General features: G+C 70.8%; 13 protein-coding genes and 1 pseudogene. 13 read left to right on the top strand and 1 reads right to left on the bottom strand.

Going from position 1 to position 17,407, the window contains the following annotated elements:
* The first annotated feature begins 21 nt into the window (after positions 1–21).
* The 12 genes and pseudogenes from HQ312_RS01340 to aroB all read left to right on the top strand — a co-directional run bounded on the left by HQ312_RS01340 (position 22) and on the right by aroB (position 15,494).
* Positions 22–2,649: a circularly permuted type 2 ATP-grasp protein gene (locus tag HQ312_RS01340; protein WP_308123759.1), complete on the top strand. Its 2,628-nt coding sequence runs from the start codon at positions 22–24 to the stop codon at positions 2,647–2,649.
* A complete protein-coding gene (locus HQ312_RS01335; RefSeq protein WP_056444737.1) occupies positions 2,646–3,548 on the top strand; it encodes a transglutaminase family protein in 903 nt (300 codons plus the stop codon). The genes HQ312_RS01340 and HQ312_RS01335 overlap by 4 nt, the downstream gene beginning before the upstream one ends.
* A 237-nt stretch (positions 3,549–3,785) precedes the next feature.
* Positions 3,786–4,958, top strand: a complete 1,173-nt coding sequence (locus HQ312_RS01330) for a kinase (protein WP_027505245.1) — start codon at positions 3,786–3,788, stop codon at positions 4,956–4,958.
* A gap of 7 nt (positions 4,959–4,965) precedes the next feature.
* Complete coding sequence (locus HQ312_RS01325) at positions 4,966–6,327, top strand: replication-associated recombination protein A (protein WP_222637603.1); 1,362 nt, start codon at positions 4,966–4,968, stop codon at positions 6,325–6,327.
* A gap of 9 nt (positions 6,328–6,336) precedes the next feature.
* Complete coding sequence (gene alaS / locus HQ312_RS01320; protein ID WP_222637602.1) at positions 6,337–9,009, top strand: alanine--tRNA ligase; 2,673 nt, start codon at positions 6,337–6,339, stop codon at positions 9,007–9,009.
* Positions 9,010–9,011: 2 nt separating this feature from the next.
* Entirely contained in the window at positions 9,012–9,590 is a 579-nt protein-coding gene (gene ruvX / locus HQ312_RS01315) for a Holliday junction resolvase RuvX (RefSeq protein ID WP_051613214.1), read from the top strand.
* Positions 9,587–10,936 (top strand): endolytic transglycosylase MltG, encoded by a 1,350-nt coding sequence (mltG, locus tag HQ312_RS01310; RefSeq protein ID WP_051613215.1) that lies wholly within the window; start codon positions 9,587–9,589, stop codon positions 10,934–10,936. The genes ruvX and mltG overlap by 4 nt, the downstream gene beginning before the upstream one ends.
* Entirely contained in the window at positions 10,933–11,772 is an 840-nt protein-coding gene (locus HQ312_RS01305) for a shikimate dehydrogenase (protein ID WP_222637601.1), read from the top strand. The genes mltG and HQ312_RS01305 overlap by 4 nt, the downstream gene beginning before the upstream one ends.
* A gap of 79 nt (positions 11,773–11,851) precedes the next feature.
* A complete protein-coding gene (locus HQ312_RS01300) occupies positions 11,852–12,403 on the top strand; it encodes a prepilin peptidase (RefSeq protein WP_056444731.1) in 552 nt (183 codons plus the stop codon).
* A gap of 12 nt (positions 12,404–12,415) precedes the next feature.
* On the top strand, positions 12,416–13,603 hold the full coding sequence (gene aroC, locus HQ312_RS01295; protein ID WP_027505250.1) for a chorismate synthase: 1,188 nt from the start codon (positions 12,416–12,418) through the stop codon (positions 13,601–13,603).
* Positions 13,604–13,701: 98 nt separating this feature from the next.
* Positions 13,702–14,193, top strand: a pseudogene (locus HQ312_RS01290) (shikimate kinase); the annotation flags it as partial.
* A 191-nt stretch (positions 14,194–14,384) separates the two neighbouring features.
* Positions 14,385–15,494 (top strand): 3-dehydroquinate synthase, encoded by a 1,110-nt coding sequence (gene aroB / locus HQ312_RS01285; protein WP_027505251.1) that lies wholly within the window; start codon positions 14,385–14,387, stop codon positions 15,492–15,494.
* A 12-nt stretch (positions 15,495–15,506) separates the two neighbouring features.
* Here aroB and HQ312_RS01280 read toward each other — a convergent pair whose 3' ends face one another.
* On the bottom strand, positions 15,507–16,100 hold the full coding sequence (locus HQ312_RS01280; protein ID WP_222631037.1) for a B-4DMT family transporter: 594 nt from the start codon (positions 16,098–16,100) through the stop codon (positions 15,507–15,509).
* 119 nt (positions 16,101–16,219) lie between these two features.
* Between HQ312_RS01280 and HQ312_RS01275 the strand changes: the two genes are divergently transcribed.
* Positions 16,220–17,329 carry a Xaa-Pro peptidase family protein gene (locus HQ312_RS01275; protein ID WP_027505253.1) on the top strand — a complete coding sequence of 370 codons (1,110 nt, stop codon included), beginning with the start codon at positions 16,220–16,222 and terminating at the stop codon, positions 17,327–17,329.
* Positions 17,330–17,407: the final 78 nt, after the last annotated feature.

The raw sequence follows: 17,407 nt of genomic DNA, 5'->3' as shown, positions 1-17,407 counted from the left end.
CGTCTGCGGAGGGGGAGTTGCGTGCAGCAGGGTGAGGCTACATCTCCCGTGCTCGCGGCGTACCTCGACGAGATCCGTCCGGACGGCCACGACGACCTCGTGGAGAACGCCGTCGACGGTGGTCCGCGGCTACGAGAGCGCTGGGCGGCCCTCCCCGGCGCCGAGGACGTGACCCCGGCTGATCTCGCCGCCGCACAGTTGCGCGTGGGCCGTCTGGTGGACGACTCCGGCATCACCTACAACGACACGGCGGACGCGTCGTCCGAATCGCCGTCGTCGACGCAGTCCGGTGCGCGATGGGAGCTCGACGTGGTGCCGACGGTGGTGTCGGCGCCGGACTGGGACCGGCTCGAGGCCGGCATGCTGCAACGCTCGCGCATCCTCGACGCGGTGCTCACCGATCTGTACGGCGAGCGCACCCTGATCCGCCGCGGTCTGCTGCCGCCGGAGATCGTCTTCCGGCATCGCGGCTATCTCCGAGCCGCGCACGGCATCACCATCCCCGGCCCACATCAGCTGTTCTTCCACGCGGCGGACATCGCCCGATGCACCGACGGCGAGTTCCGAGTCCTCTCCGACCGCACTCAGGCACCGTCGGGCGCCGGCTACGCCCTGGCGGACCGGTCGATCGTCGCGCGTGCGGTACCGGCTGTCTTCGGCCGGGTGGCGCCCCGTCCCGCGAGCACCTACGTCGGTGCGATGCGCGTGGCCCTCGTCGAGGTGGCGCCTGCCGCCGCCGAGAACCCGCTCGTGGTGGTGCTCAGTCCCGGTGTCTGGTCGGAGACGGCGTTCGACCAGGCGCATCTCGCCTCGGTGCTCGGATTCCCCTTGGTCGAGTCCGCTGATCTGGTCGTCCGCGACGGCGCCCTGTGGATGCGCTCGCTCGGCACCCTGCTCCGCGTCGACGTCGTGGTGCGCCGTGTCGACGACGACTACGTGGATCCGCTCGATCTGCGCCCCGAGTCACGCCTCGGTGTCGTGGGACTGCTCGAGGTCGCGCGGCGCGGAGCCGTCACCGTGGTCAACACGATCGGCAGCGGCGTCCTCGAGAACGCGGCGCTGTTCGGACGGCTGCCGGAGCTGGGTCGGGCGCTGCTCGGCGAGGAGCCCCTGCTCGACTCGGTCCCGGCCTTCTGGGCGGGGGATCCACACGGCTTGTCGCACATCGTCTCTCGTATCGGTTCGCTCGTGGTGTACGCGATCGGTTCGCACGAGAGCGTCGTCGGTCCCGCGCTGTCCATGCGCGAACGGGACGAGCTGGTGCGGCGGATCGGGGCGGACCCGACGGGGTGGGCGGCGCGGGCGATTCCGGACCTGGCGACGTCGCCCGTCGGGCCGGTCGGTCATCGCCGGCACGACGCCGCCGTGCTGCCGAGGCCCGTCGGCATCCGACTGTTCGACGTGGCCGGGCGCCGGGGCTACACCCCGATGACGGGCGGTCTGGCCCAGGTGTTGGTCACGGATCCGCCGTCGGAGCCCATGGCCACGACCGCTGCCAAGGACGTGTGGGTGCTGGCCGAGCGTCGCGGCCGGTCGGATCAGCCGGACGTGTCGAGCGCCGTCGACGCACCGCGTCCGATGGGTGGACGCCGTCCCCGTGTCATCGACTCGGTGAGCACGCCGCGTGTGCTCGACGACCTGTACTGGATGGGTCGCTACGGCGAGCGTGCCGAGGCGACGGCCCGCCTGCTGGTGGCCGCGAACCAGATGGTCCGCGATCATCGCGGCGAGACGCCGTTCGGGGAGCAGGCGCGGTCCGACACGGACGTCGCCCTCGCCGTGGTGCTCGACGCGGTGACCGCGGTGACCGCGACGGCGCCGGGGTTCCGCGCCGCGACCACGCGGTCGGACCTGCTCGCGGAGTTCCGGTCGCTGACGGTGCGGACGCGGCGCACCGGTTCGCTCGCGCACGCCGTGGCGGCGTTGCAGACGTGTGCCCGCGCGGTGCGGGATCAGCTGGGCGAGGACACCTGGGCGGTGTTCAACCGGCTCGACACCGCGCTCGCCGAGTGTGCGGCGTCGCCGGTGTCCGACGAGGCGGGGCTCTGGTCGACGCAGAGCCGTGTCGTGGGGTCGATGCTCGCCGTCGCCGGTCTGTCGGCCGAGTCGATGGTGCACGATCCGGGCTGGTTCCTCATGGACACGGGCAAGCGCATCGAGCGCGCTCTGCAGATCACCGCCCTGCTCGCCGAGACCGTGGGCACCGCGCGCCCACCGGCCGTCGAGCAGGCCGTGCTCGGGGCGGTGCTGAACGCCGCCGACTCGTCGGTCACCTACCGGCGCCGCTATCGCGGTGCTCCCGAGGTGGGCGCCGTGGCCGAGCTCGTGCTCTTCGACGGCGGCAACCCGCGCTCGGTCATCCACTCGGTGGAACGAGCAGCGGTGAACCTGGCGTCGCTGCCCGGGTCGACGGGGACCTCCCGCACCGATCGGGCGCTCGAGCGCATCGTCGCGACGCTGCGCCGAGTGGACCCGTCCGATCTCGAGGACGTCGACTCCACCGGGACCCGATCGGAGTTCGACGACGTCGTCCGGTCGGTGCACACCGATCTGCTCGACCTCTCCGAGTCGATCACCGCGGCGCACCTGACGCTGCCCGGCGGCACGCAGCCGTTGTGGGGACGCGGCGGCGGACGGGTGTTGTCGTGACCGATCACGAGGGTGCGCGGTGGTACGCCATCACCCACCGCACCGAGTACGTCTATCAGGGCACCGTGTCGTCGTCGTACGGCCGCGGCCACCTCTTCCCGCGCTCGACCTCGGAGCAGCGGTGTCTCGACGCCTCCGTCACCGTGACGCCGACGCCGACCGACCGGTCCACCGGTGTCGACCTCTTCGGGAACGAGGACGTCTACTTCCACGTCACCACCGATCACGACCGGTTGTGCGTGACCGCGCGCGCCCTGGTCGCCGTGGACCCTCCCGACCCCGCTCGCCTCACCACCCGGGCTGCGACGACGGCGTGGGAGAGTGCTCGTCCCACCGGGGTCGACGGGGCCCTGGACGTCGACTTCGTGCTCGATCTCGTGCCACCGGAGATCACCGACGAGGTGCACGAGTACGCCGCGCTCTCGCTGACCGAGGGCCGCCCGTTGGTGGAGGCGGTGTTCGACCTCAACCACCGGATCCACACCGACTTCGCCTACCTGTCGGGGTCGACGACCATCTCGACGACCGTCGCGGACGTCCTCGCCGCCCGGACCGGTGTGTGTCAGGACTTCGCACGGGTCGCCGTCGCGTGCCTGCGCTCGCACGGCCTCGCCGCGCGCTACGTCTCCGGCTACCTCGCGACTCAGCCGCCGCCGGGCAAGGAACGCATGGTGGGCGTGGACGCCACCCACGCCTGGGCGGCGGTGCGGTCACCGGACGGCTCGTGGCTGGCCTTCGACCCGACCAACGACCAGTGGGTGGACGAGCGCTACGTGACGGTGGCGTGGGGCCGTGACTACGACGACGTCCCGCCGCTGCGCGGCATCATCTACACGGAGTCGGCGGGGAGCCGCATCGCCGTGTCGGTCGACGTCGCGCCGATCGTCCGAGCCGTCTGACCTCGGGTCTTGCCTTTCATGGGCACCGAGGTCCCAGCGGCGCCCCCGAGCTGTCGCCGAGAGTGCGATAGGGTCGAGAAACCGCACAGCGAGCCCGTTTCATCGACTGTGGAGCGGGGAACCCGATCCTGCTCCGGCAGTACGCACACAGCACCACAGGCGGCCCTCGCGGGCCGACGCGAGTACGGAAACGAGGAATGACCTGCCCGTTCACGAACGAGGTGGGTCGGACAATCGATGACGGCAATGTTGGCAGATCCGGTCACCGAAGCAGTGGCAGCAGCACGAGAACTCCTCACCAGACGCACGGGAGCATCGGTGACCCTGGTCGACCCGGTCGATCTCGGCGGCAGCGGGCGCACCGTGGTCATCCGTGTCCGGGTGGCCGAGAACCCGTTCCAGTTGCCCCGCACGCTCGTGATCAAGCAGGTCCGCGAGACGTCCACGGAGTCGGTGTCCCGCACGGGTCTCGGCGCCGGAGACCACACGGCGTTCCTGCGCGAAGCGGTCTCGTACCAGTTCGCCACCGCCCTCGCGACGCACACCCGTCCCGGTCCCTCCCTCATCGCGTACGACCTGAAGGAACGGCTCCTCGTCCTCAGTGACCTGGGGGACGCCGCGCCGTTCACCAGTCTGATCGCGAACCCCGATCCGTCGTCCGTCACCAACTCGCTCATGGCTCTGGCCCAGGCACTCGGGCGGATGCACGCCGCCACGTTCGGCCGCGAGGAGGATTTCGGGGCGCTCCTCGGTCGCGCCGGCGTCGCCGATTCTCGGGACGGGCTGGCCGATCAGGTCGCGGTGGCCCAGTCGGACGTCCCGGCGATGCTCGCCGCGGATCTCGGCATCGAGGTGCCGCCCGCGGTCGCCGCCGCCGTCGCCCGCGCGGCCAAACTCTTCGGTTCCGGCGGACACCGCGCCTTCAGTCCGTCGGACCTGTGCCCGGACAACATCATCGTCAACGACGAGGGCGTGCGATTCCTGGACTACGAGTGGGGAGGCTTCCGGGACGCCACTCTCGACGTGGCCTACACGCTCCTGTCCTACCCCGGCTGCCTGTGCCGTCTCGATCTCACGCCGGAACGCGCCGAGGCCATGGTCGATGCGTGGCGCGCCGAGGTGGTCGGAATCTGGCCGCACCTCGCCGACGACGACGTGCTGCACGCCAAGTTGCTGGACGCCCAGTTGGTGTGGGCCTGGCTCACGACGCACTGGTTCCTCCCCGACGACGACACCCGCAACGCCGCACTGCGTCGGCACCACCTCTCGGTGCCCCGCGCCGCCGCGCTGACCACGCGGTGGTCCATCCTCTCGGAGTACGCGCGCTTCGTCGGGCACCACGATCTCGCGGACTTCGCGGGCGATGTCCGGCAGGCACTCGCGGCGCGGTGGCCCGCCGCCGCGTCCTGACCGTCCGATGAGCGCCGACGACTCCCTCTTCGACGACGACACCGCTGCTCCCGACGGGGACGCGTTCGTCCCGTCCCCGCGTGCGAGCACACCGGGTGCGCCGCTGGCCGTGCGGATGCGTCCACGGTCTTTGGACGAGGTCGTGGGCCAGGGCCACCTCCTCACCCCGGGTGCCCCGCTGCGCCGCCTGGTGGAGGGGTCCGGCGCAGCGTCGGTCATGCTCTACGGCCCACCCGGCACCGGCAAGACCACGCTCGCGTCCTTGATCTCGGGTGCCACCGGCCGCAAGTTCGAGGCCCTGTCCGCGCTCTCCGCGGGCGTCAAGGACGTTCGGGCCGTGATCGACCTGGCGCGTCGCCGGCTGCTGAACAACGAGCAGACCGTGCTCTTCATCGACGAGGTGCACCGGTTCTCCAAGACCCAGCAGGACGCCCTGCTCGCCGCCGTCGAGAACCGGATCGTGCTGCTCGTCGCCGCGACGACGGAGAACCCGTCGTTCTCCGTCGTGTCGCCGCTGCTGTCACGGTCCCTGGTGCTGCAGCTCCGGTCGCTCACCGACGACGACATCCGCGAGGTTCTCACGCGGGCGCTGGCGGACGAGCGCGGTCTCGGCGGGTCGGTGACGGTGACCGACGAGGCGCTCGGACACATCGTGCGGCTGGCCGGCGGTGACGCTCGACGGGGTCTGACAGCGCTCGAGGCGGCCGCCGACACGGCGGGTGCGGGCGGCACCGTGGATCTCGAGACCGTGGAGAAGAGTGTCGACCGAGCCGCGGTGCGGTACGACCGGGACGGTGACCAGCACTACGACGTCATCAGCGCGTTCATCAAGTCGATCCGCGGTTCCGACGTCGATGCGGCCATGCACTACCTCGCCCGGATGATCACCGCCGGTGAGGACGCACGCTTCATCGCCCGCAGGCTCGTGGTGCACGCCAGCGAGGACATCGGCATGGCAGACCCCACCGCGTTGCTGGTCGCGACGGCGGCGTCGCAGGCGGTGCAGACGATCGGGATGCCCGAGGCGCGGCTCGCCCTCGCCCAGGCCACCATCCACCTCGCCACCGCACCGAAGTCCGGTGCCGTCACCAGCGCGCTGTCCGCGGCGATGGCCGACATCGCGGCGGGGAAGGCAGGCGCCGTGCCGCCGCACCTGCGCGACGGGCACTACACGGGAGCCGCCTCACTGGGCAACGCGGTGGGCTACAAGTTTCCGCACGACGACCCCGACGGTGTGCTCGCCCAGCAGTACCCGCCCGACGAGCTGGTGGGCACCGACTACTACCGGCCCACCAACCACGGAGCGGAGCGAGACCTCGAGACGCGCGTCGGCAAGCTCCGCAGAATCGTGCGTGCTCTCGCGCGCTAGGGTGTTTCCGTGCAGACTCACGAGATTCGCCGTCGTTTCCTCGACCATTTCGAGAAGCTGGGACACACCCCCGTCCCCAGCGCCTCGCTGGTCCTCGACGACCCGAATCTGCTGTTCATCAATGCCGGCATGGTGCAGTTCGTCCCGTACTTCCTCGGGCAGCGCACCCCGCCGTTCGCGCGTGCCGTGAGTGTGCAGAAGTGTGTGCGCACCGGCGACATCGAGAACGTGGGCGTGACCACCCGCCACAACACGTTCTTCCAGATGGCCGGCAACTTCTCGTTCGGCGACTATTTCAAGCGCGAGGTCATCGGCTTCGCGTGGTCACTGCTCACCTCGTCCGTCGAGGACGGTGGCTACGGCTTCGATCCCGAGAGGATCTGGGCCACAGCGTATCTCGACGACGACGAGGCCATCCAGATCTGGAAGGACGTCGCCGGTCTGCCCGACGAGCGCATCCAGCGCCGAGGCATGGCCGACAACTACTGGTCCATGGGCATTCCCGGACCCTGCGGGCCGTGCTCGGAGATCTACTACGACCGCGGACCCGAGTTCGGCAAGGAGGGCGGTCCGGAGGCGGACGAGGACCGCTACATCGAGATCTGGAATCTCGTGTTCATGCAGAACGAGCGCGGACAGGGGACGTCGAAGGACGACTTCGAGATCCTGGGGCCGTTGCCGCGCAAGAACATCGACACCGGTATGGGTGTCGAGCGCGTGGCGTTCCTGCTGCAGGACGTCGACAACGTCTACGAGACCGATCTGGTCCGTCCCGTCATCACCGAGGCCGAGGCACTGTCCGGCCGTCGGTACGGGGAGAACCACGACGCGGACGTACGGTTCCGCGTCATCGCCGATCACGCCCGCACCGCGGTCATGCTCATCGCCGACGGCGTGACGCCGGGCAACGACGGCCGTGGCTACGTGCTGCGGCGTCTGCTGCGCCGGATCGTGCGCAGCGCACGCCTGCTCGGTGCCGAGGACCCCTCGATGGCGCGGTTCGTCACGGTCGTCCGCGACACGATGGCCGAGTCGTACCCGGAACTGGTCGAGGACTTCGCGCGCATCGAGTCCGTCGCCGTCGGCGAGGAGAAGGCGTTCCTCGCGACCCTCACGTCCGGATCGCGTCTCTTCGACAACGCCGCTCAGGCCGTGACCGCGTCCGGCGGCACCCGCATCAGCGGTGACGAGGCCTTCGTCCTGCACGACACGTACGGCTTCCCCATCGACCTCACACTCGAGATGGCGGCCGAGGCGGGTCTGCAGGTCGACGAGGCCGGATTCCGCACGCTCATGGCGGAGCAGCGCAACCGTGCGAAGGCCGACGCGCAGTCGCGCAAGCACGCGCACACCGACCTGACGGTGTACAAGGAGTTCGTCGACCGTGGTCCCACCGAGTTCACCGGTTTCGACGAGATGGACAGCGAGGCAACGGTTCTCGCGATCATCGCCGAGGGCGTGCGGGTGCCCACCGCCGCTGCGGGGGAGAAGGTCGAGGTCATCCTCGACCGCAGCCCGCTGTACGCCGAGTCCGGCGGACAGCTCGCGGACATCGGCACCCTCACGGGTCCGGGACTGAGTGTCACCGTGGGCGACGTGCAGAAGATCGCGAAGACCGTGTGGGTGCACAAGGTCACCGTCGACGAGGGGCAGCTCACCGAGGGCGACGTCGTCACCGCGCACGTCGACCAGCAGTGGCGCCGCGGCGCCACCCAGGGACACTCCGGCACGCACATGGTGCACGCCGCACTCCGCCAGATCCTGGGCCCGAACGCGGTACAGGCCGGATCGCTGAACAAGCCCGGCTACCTGCGGTTCGACTTCACGTACCAGGGTGCGCTGTCGGAGTCGCAGCGCGAGGACATCGAGTCCGTCACCAACGACGCCGTCGCGTCCGACTTCGCGGTCAACACCTTCGTCACCGATCTCGACGACGCCAAGGCCATGGGGGCGATGGCGCTGTTCGGTGAGAACTACGGCGACGAGGTCCGGGTCGTGGAGATCGGCGGACCGTTCTCGATGGAACTGTGCGGCGGCACCCACGTCCAGCACTCGTCGCAGATCGGCCCGGTGACGCTCCTCGGAGAGTCGTCGGTCGGGTCGGGCGTGCGACGCGTCGAGGCCTTCGTCGGCCTCGACTCGTACAAGTACCTCGCCAAGGAGCGCGCGCTGCTCGCCGGTGTCGCCTCGTCGCTCAAGGTGCCCACCGACGAGGTGCCCGCGCGGATCGAGAACCTCGTCGAACGGCTCCGCGTCGCCGAGAAGGAGCTCGAGGCCACTCGCGCCGCCGCCGTGCTCTCGTCCGCCGGGTCCTACGTCGACACGGCGCGCCGAATCGGGTCGCTGCTCGTCGTCGCGGAGCCCGCGCCGGCCGGCGTCGGTGCCGCGGATCTGCGCACCCTCGTCGGCGACGTTCGCGGCCGGTTCGGCACGCAGCCCGCGGTGGTGGCGCTGTTCGGAGACGTCGACGGCAAGGTGCCGTTCGTCGTGTCGACGACCAAGGCCGCGCAGGAACTCGGCGTGAAGGCCGGTGAACTGGTGGGCGCCTTCGGTCCGAGCATCGGCGGCCGCGGCGGTGGCAAGGCCGACACCGCGCAGGGAGCCGGGTCCGACGCGTCGGGTGTTCCCGCGGCGATCGAGGCTCTGCTCGGTCGCGTCACCGAGATCGCCGGGAACTCCTGACGGTGGCCGCCGGCAGCTCCGCGCCCGACCGGCCGGGCGCCGACGACCCGGGGCGAGGGCGGCGGCTCGCGATCGACGTCGGGAGCGTGCGCGTCGGAGTGGCGTCCTCCGATCCCGACGGCACCCTCGCCACACCCGTCGAGACGGTCCCGCGCGCAGCGAAGACGCACACCGACTCGGCCGACGTCCAGCGGATCGTCGCGCTCGCCGAGGAGTACGAGGCCGTCGAGATCATCGTCGGTCTGCCGCGCACGCTGCGCGGCGAGCGCGGAACCGCCGCCACGCTGGCTGTCCGTTTCGCCCGAGTCCTGCACCGTGCGCTGCCCGGCGTGCCGGTGCGGCTGTCCGACGAACGCTTGACTACGGTGAGTGCCGCGCGTGGTCTTCGAGACAGCGGCGTCCGCGCGAGAGACCAACGGTCGATGATCGACCAGGCGGCGGCGGTCGCCATCCTGCAAGGGTGGCTCGACGAGCGCCGCAGTGTCCTGGCGCGAGAGATGGTCGCCCAGGCGAACGAGGAGGGGGCAACGGTGCCCGAGAATCACGGTCCGGAGCAGGACACACCGGGGACGACCCCGTGACGGACGACGGTCGTGGACAGCGGCCCGGCCGACGCGACGAGTGGGACACCGACGAGCTGAATCTCCCGGTCGACGACCTGCGCCGTCAGCCGCTCGCCGACGACCGCCGCGCCCGTCCTGCGCGAGTGGCGTCGGGTCCCGGTGACCGCCCGAGCCGCGCGAGCCGCGCGGACACCCGCCGCGACCGCGCCGCGGCCGGTCGCAAGCGTCGCTCGCGCATCATCGGCGGACTCGGTGTGCTGGTCCTGGTCGGCCTCGTGGCCGTCGGAGGTGTGTGGGGAGTGTCGAAGTTCACCGGCGGCGGGGCCGCGGTCGCGGAGGACTACCCGGGTCCCGGCGGCGACGCCGTGGTGGTGCAGGTCGCCTCGGGCGACACCGCACAGGAGATCGCGACCGAGATGGCGGACAAGGACGTCACCGCCAGCTCGGCGGCCTTCTACGAGGCCGCGGTCCAGAACACCGCGATGACCTCCGTGCAGCCCGGTTTCTATCGGATGCGCTCGCAGATGGCGGCGGCCGACGCCGTCTCCGCACTGGTGGACCCGGCATCGCGAGTGGGCCAGATCCAGATCGCCGAGGGCCGTCAGCTGCACGACTCGACCGACGTCAACACCGGCGCCGTCCGCAAGGGCATCTACACGCTGATCTCCGAGGCCAGTTGTGCTGTCGGAGAGGGTCTTCCGTGCGTGACATACGACGACCTGAACCTCGCGGGTGCGGGGGACGATCCTTCCGCACTCGGTGTCGCCGACTGGGCGACCGACGCGGTGCGGCAGGTGCCGGATCGCGATCGTCAGCTCGAGGGGCTCATCGCCGCGGGCACGTTCAACTTCGACCCCAGCGCCGCACCGACGGATATCCTGCGTCAACTCGTGTCCGAGAGTGCTGCGATCTACGAGGACACCGGTCTACTGGAGGCAGGCGCCTCCTCGGGTCTCGACCCGTACCAGGTGCTCGTGGCGTCGTCCCTCATCGAGCGCGAGGCGTTGCCGCAGGACTTCGCCAAGGTGGCGCGCGTCATCCTCAACCGTCTCGCCATCGGGCAGCGTCTGGAATTCGACTCGACGGTCAACTACTCGCTGGACACCACCGAGGTGGCCACCACCGACGCCGACCGTGCGAACGTCACGCCGTGGAACACGTACGCCAAGGAGGGTCTGCCGGCGACGCCGATCTGCTCTCCCGGTGTGGCAGCGGTGCAGGCTGCCGAGGCTCCCGAGCCCGGCAACTGGCTCTACTTCGTCACCATCAACGCGGCCGGTGAGACGCTCTTCACCGACGACTACCAGGTGCACCTGGACAACATCACGAAGGTCGAGGGCGGGTTCCTCGACAGCGGCCGGTGACGTCCGTCTCCGACGCCTCGTCGACGAGGCGCGCGGCCGTTCTGGGGTCGCCGGTGGCGCACTCGCGTTCACCGATCCTGCACGCGGCGGCGTACCGGGAGCTCGGGCTCACCGGGTGGACCTACGAGCGGGTGGAGTGCACCGCGGAACGGCTTCCGGAGTTCGTGGACGGCCTCGGACCCGAGTGGGTGGGACTGTCGGTGACCATGCCGGGCAAGTTCGCGGCTCTGGCCTGTGCGACCGAACGAACGCAGCGCGCAATCGCTGTGGGCTCGGCGAACACCCTGGTACGCACCGACTCGGGCTGGCGCGCCGACTGCACCGACGTCGACGGTGTCACGGGCGCCCTCGGCACGGTCGGTGTCCGTGACCTGTCGGGAGCGTCGGTGGTCGTCGTCGGGGCGGGCGGAACGTCCCGCCCGGCGCTCGTCGCTCTGCGTGATCTCGGGGCGAATGCGGTCACCGTCGTCTCGCGGGACGAGGAGCGGGCGGAGGGAGCTCTGGTCTGTGCGCGCGACGCCGGTCTCACCGCCCGGTGGAGTGCACCGGACGACGACGCGCTGCCGCGAGCGGTCGCGGACGCGGCAGCCGTGGTGTCCACCGTCCCGCCCGAGGGCGGCGCTGCGATGATCGACGCACTGCGCGGGACGCGCGTGCTGCTGGACGCGATCTACCACCCGTGGCCCACGCCGCTGGCCGCCGCGGTCGAGGAGTCCGGTGGCGTCGTCGTCGGCGGCCTCGCGATGCTGCTGCACCAGGCATTCGGTCAGGTGGAGCAGTTCACCGGTAGGCCTGCCCCGCGTGCTGCGATGGAACAGGCTATGCGGGAGTCCTGACCATCCCCGGGTGCGCCGTCGTCCCCGGGCGGGTCGCCGCGGCACGGATCATGGGAGTCACCGGTGCCACCGTGACTGCATGACCGTCCTCCTCGGATCCGCGCTGTGTTGCCTCGCTCTTCTCACCGTCGGTCGGTGGGTGACGCCGACGGTGCCCGACCTGCTCGCGGCCGCCGTCGTCGGTGCCGCGCTCGGCGCGGTCACCACCGACGTGGCGATCCTCGCGGTCGGGGCGTGGTCCTGTGCCGTCGCGCTCGTCGACCTGGTCCGTCACCGCCTGCCGGACGATCTGACGCTGCCCGCCGCGGGTGCGGTGCTCCTGGCAGCCGCCCACCAGGGTGGGGGCGAGTCGGCGCTCCTCGGCGGCCTGGCTCTGGCCGGTGTCCACCTCGTCGGGTCGGTGGCGTCACCCGGATCGATCGGAGGCGGCGACGTCAAGCTGTGTCTCGCACTCGGGGGACTGGGCGCGGTCTCGGGGCCGTCCGTGTGGACCGTGGCCGCCGTGCTGGCACCGACGACGACGCTGGTGCTGGCGGCGATGACGGGACGAACCGGGGGAGCGGCGGGGATTCCGCACGGACCCGCTCTGTGTGCGGCGACCCTGGTGGCGTGGGTGAACGCCGGGACGTGAAAAGATCGATCCGTGTTGCGATGGATCACTGCCGGAGAATCTCACGGCCCTGCCCTGGTTTCCATTCTCGAGGGCATGGTGGCCGGAGTCGAGGTGACCTCCGAGGACATCGGAGCTCAGCTCGCCCGACGACGCCTGGGCTACGGCCGCGGCGCCCGCATGAAGTTCGAGGCCGACAAGGTCACCGTCATCGGCGGTGTCCGGCACGGCTCGACGCTCGGCGGTCCCGTCGCCATCGAGATCGGCAACACGGAGTGGCCGAAGTGGGAGACCGTCATGGCGGCCGACCCGGTCGATCCCGCCGTGCTCGCCGACCTCGCGCGCAATGCGCCCCTGACCCGTCCGCGCCCCGGCCACGCCGACTACTCGGGCATGCTCAAGTACGGCTTCGACGACGCCCGGCCCGTGCTCGAACGCGCCAGCGCACGGGAGACCGCCGCCCGCGTCGCGGTCGGCACCGTCGCGCGACAGTTCCTGAAACAGGTCCTCGGCGTCGACGTCCTGTCGCACGTCATCTCGATCGGCGCGTCCGACCCGTACGAGGGCCCGGAGCCGTCGGCGGGAGACATCGAGGCGATCGACGCCAGCCCCGTGCGGGCGTTCGACGCCGTGGCCGAGCAGTCCATGATCACCGAGATCGAAGCGGCCAAGCGCGACGGGGACACCCTCGGCGGCATCGTCGAGGTGGTCGTCCACGGCCTTCCCGTGGGACTCGGCTCGTTCGTCACCGGCGACAGCAAGCTCGACGCGCAGCTCGCCGCGGCACTCATGGGCATCCAGGCCATCAAGGGTGTCGAGGTCGGCGACGGGTTCGAGACCGCACGCCGCCGCGGCAGCGCCGCCCACGACGAGATCCTCCCCGGCCCGGACGGGATCGTCCGCACCACCAACCGCGCCGGCGGCATCGAGGGCGGCATGACCAACGGCGCCCCGCTGCGGGTGCGCGCGGCCATGAAGCCCATCTCCACGGTTCCGCGTGCCCTGGCGACGGTGGACATGTCCACCGGCGAGGGTGCGGTGGCCATCCACCAGCGCAGCGACGTCTGCGCCGTGCCGGCCGCGGGGGTCGTCGCGGAGACCATGGTGGCTCTGGTGCTCGCCCGCGCCACGCTGGAGAAGTTCGGAGGCGACTCCGTCGCCGAGACCGCCGGCAACGTGCGCCGCTACGTGGAGAACGCGCAAGCCCGTCCGCCGCGATGACCGGGCAGGCCGGAGGCCGGTCGCAGGATGCCGGGCAGGCCGGACGCCGGTCGGGGGAGACCGGTGAGGCCGGGGAGGTTTCCGGTCCGCCGCGCGCGGTGCTGATCGGGCCACCCGGCGCCGGGAAGTCCACCATCGGCCGACGGCTGGCTCAGGCCCTGGGCACGCAGGTGTACGACACGGACGTGGCCATCGAGAAGGACACCGGCCGCACCATCCCGCAGATCTTCGCCGAGAGCGGTGAGGCGGAGTTCCGTGCCATCGAGGAGCGCATCGTGCTCGATGCGCTGCGCACGTATCCGGGCATCGTGTCCCTGGGCGGTGGGGCGATCCTGTCCTCGCGCACTCGTGCGGCGCTCCGCGGTCACACCGTCGTCTACCTCGAGATCAGTGTCGGCGAGGGCCTCCGGCGCACCGGTGCGACCACTGCCAACGCTTCGCGACCCCTCTTGGCCGGCTCGGACCCGCGGGCGAAGTACCGCGAACTGATGCGCACTCGGCGACCCCTGTACCGCGAGGTGTCCACCATCCGTGTCCGCACGGACGGCCGCAGCCCCGCTCGCGTCGTCACCGCTGTGCTCGGCCGTCTCGGCGTCGCCCCCGCCGACCGCGTCCCCGCGCCGGCCGCACCGCCGCAGCGGACCTCGCCGCGGCGCCGGATCCGGCGCAAGGGCGGACGTCCGATCCCCACCGATCCGGGACCGTTGCCGCGGCAGTCGGCACCACGGACCGGCCGTACCCGACCACCGCAGGATCCACCCCCAGCACAGGAGACGCTCTCGTGACAGAACCTGTTCGTATCGACGTCCGGACGGCGAACCCGTACCCCGTGATCATCGGTCGCGGTCTGCTCACCGACCTGGTGGAGCAGCTCGCGGGCACGCGCACCGTCGCGATCTTCCATCAGCCTCCGCTGGCCGAGACCGCCGAGGCCGTCCGAGCAGCACTGGCGGACAACGGGATCGACGCACACCGCATCGAGATCCCCGATGCCGAGGACGGCAAGGAACTGGCCGTCGCCGGCTTCTGTTGGGAGGTGCTCGGCCGCATCGGTCTGACGCGGAGCGACGCCGTGGTCAGCCTGGGCGGCGGCGCGGCCACCGATCTCGCCGGCTTCGTCGCGGCCACCTGGATGCGCGGCGTCCGCATCGTGCACGTGCCCACCACGCTGCTCGCCATGGTCGACGCGGCCGTGGGAGGCAAGACCGGCATCAACACCGATGCCGGGAAGAACCTCGTCGGTGCCTTCCACGAGCCTGCCGCCGTCCTGGTGGACCTGGCGACCCTCGAGACGGTGCCGCACAACGAGATCGTGGCCGGGCTCGCCGAGGTGATCAAGACCGGATTCATCGCCGACCCGGTCATTCTCGACCTCATCGAGGCGGATCCCGCTGCCGCGCTGGACCCGACGGGCGAGGTGTTGCCCGAGCTGATCCGGCGCTCCATCGAGGTGAAGGCTCGGGTCGTCGCGGCCGATCTCCGGGAGTCCGATCTTCGCGAGATCCTGAACTACGGCCACACCCTGGGACACGCAATCGAGCGCCGTGAGAAGTACAAGTGGCGCCACGGCGCCGCGGTCTCCGTGGGTCTGGTGTTCGCCGCCGAGCTCGGACGTCTCGCGGGGCGACTGTCGGACGATGTCGCCGACCGGCACCGCAGCATCCTGCAGGCGGTGGGACTGCCCGTCAGTTACGACGCGGACGCGTTCGCCCATCTGCTGTCGGGCATGCAGACGGACAAGAAGAACCGCAACGGGTTGCTGCGCTTCGTCGTGCTGGACGGACTGGCCAAGCCGGGCCGCCTCGAGGGACCGGATCCGGCGCTCCTGGCCGCCGCGTACTCCGCAGTGGCGCGTGAGGAGCCGACGACGGGGTCGTCGATCTTCCTTTGACGACGGGGTCAGTCAGGAGGAGCGGTCGCCCTTCGCGAGGTTCGGGCGCCGATCGGAGTCCCGGACCGGCGCGAAGACCTCGGTGTCGGCGTCCGACTCGCCCCGTGCGGGTGCTCCGGAGGTGACGCGGTCGCGCTCGGTCGCGTCCTCCTTCTTGCCCGGCCGCAGGTCCTCCTGCTTGTCGTCGCCGCGTCCGGCCAGCCAGCGGCCCACCGTGACGGCGATGACCGTGGGGATGAAGACGAGCAGAATCGTGAACGCCGCGCCGGAGGTGACCTCGAAGAAGAGGGAGTTGCTGCTCACCGCGAGGTTCGCCACCGCCGAGAACACCCAGCAGACGAGCCCGGCGAGAACACCGGCCACGACCGACGCCTTCAGCCACAGCATCGTGAAATCGGTCCGGCCCTCGCCGTGGTCACCGCGGCGGTGCGCGTTGATCCCGTCGATTCCGCCCCACACGACGGCCACGAGAACGACGGCGGCCAGCGTGATCATGCGCAACACGGACCCTTGCGCGGGCCAGGCGGAGACCGCCAGCGCGAGCAGCACTCGTGCCACCACATGAACCAGCGCCATCCCCACACCGCGAACCACCCACCCAGTCATGCTGCACACAGTAATCACCCCGGTCGGTCGCGTGTGCTTCTGCCCACATATCCGGGTGCGGTGTCGTCGGGCGGACCGGTGTCGCCGGCCGTCGGTGACGGCGGCGGTAGGTTCGAGAGATGCCGTCCTCCGACCGCGCCGCACGGCGCGACGCCCTCCGAGAACTCGTCCGCGACCGGGAGGCCGACGCGCTCCTGGTGACCGATCTGCTCAACGTCCGCTACCTCACGGGGTTCACCGGTTCCAATGCCGCGCTGCTGCTGAGTGCGCACGACTCCGCCTCCGACGAGTCCGGCACCGTGGTGTGCACCGACGGTCGGTACGTGACGCAGGTGGCCGAGCAGGTGCCCGACCTCGCGGCGGTGATCGACCGCGCGGGCCCTGTTCGCCTGCTGCAGGACGCCGGCGGTGCGCGGGGCGGGCAGACCGTCGGATTCGAATCGCACGTCGTGTCCGTCGACGAGCATCAGGCATGGTCCGACGCCGCGTCCTCGCTCTCGCTCCAGCGCATGCCGCGACTGGTGGAGAAACTGCGGATGATCAAGGACGAGAGCGAGATCGACGCGCTGCGACGCGCCTGCGGTGTCGCCGACGCCGCGCTGGCCGCGTTGATCGAGCGGGGTGGCATCAGCGCGGGCCGGACCGAGAAGCAGGTCGCGATCGATCTGGAGTTCCTCATGCTCGAGCTGGGAGCGCACGCCATCTCGTTCGAAACCATCGTGGCCGCGGGCGCACACTCGGCGGTGCCGCACCACCGCCCCACCGGTGCGGTGCTCGAGCAGGGTGACCTGGTGAAGCTGGACTTCGGCGCGGAGGTGGACGGGTACCACTCCGACATGACGCGTACCTACGTGTTGGGCACCCCCGCGGACTGGCAGCGCGAGCTGTACGCCCTCGTCGAACAGTCACAGGCCGCCGGACGCGCCGCCGTCCTCCCCGGCGCCGACGTGCAGGCGGTGGACGGAGCGGCTCGCTCGGTCATCGTGGACGCGGGGCACGGGGACAAGTTCCTGCACGGACTCGGCCACGGCGTGGGACTCGAGATCCACGAAGCGCCGGGAATCGGTGCCACCGGCACCGGTACACTGCTCTGCGGTGCTGCGGTGACAGTCGAGCCCGGCGTGTACTTCTCCGGTCGCGGAGGCGTACGGATCGAGGACACGCTCATCGTTCGAGAGAACGAGCCGGAACTGCTGACGCTCACCAGCAAAGAGTTCACCGTTCTGTAGGCGAGGGCCTGCCGACCAGTGCTTGTCAGGCCCGGAGGCCGTGCGCGGCGTCCGGGTACCGAGAGACCGAGACGACAG

Origin of the sequence: Rhodococcus sp. BP-316 (assembly GCF_019836105.1) — a bacterium.
In the GTDB taxonomy this organism is placed as follows: Bacteria; Actinomycetota; Actinomycetes; order Mycobacteriales; family Mycobacteriaceae; genus Rhodococcoides.
This window is presented reverse-complemented; position numbering and strand designations above follow the sequence as displayed.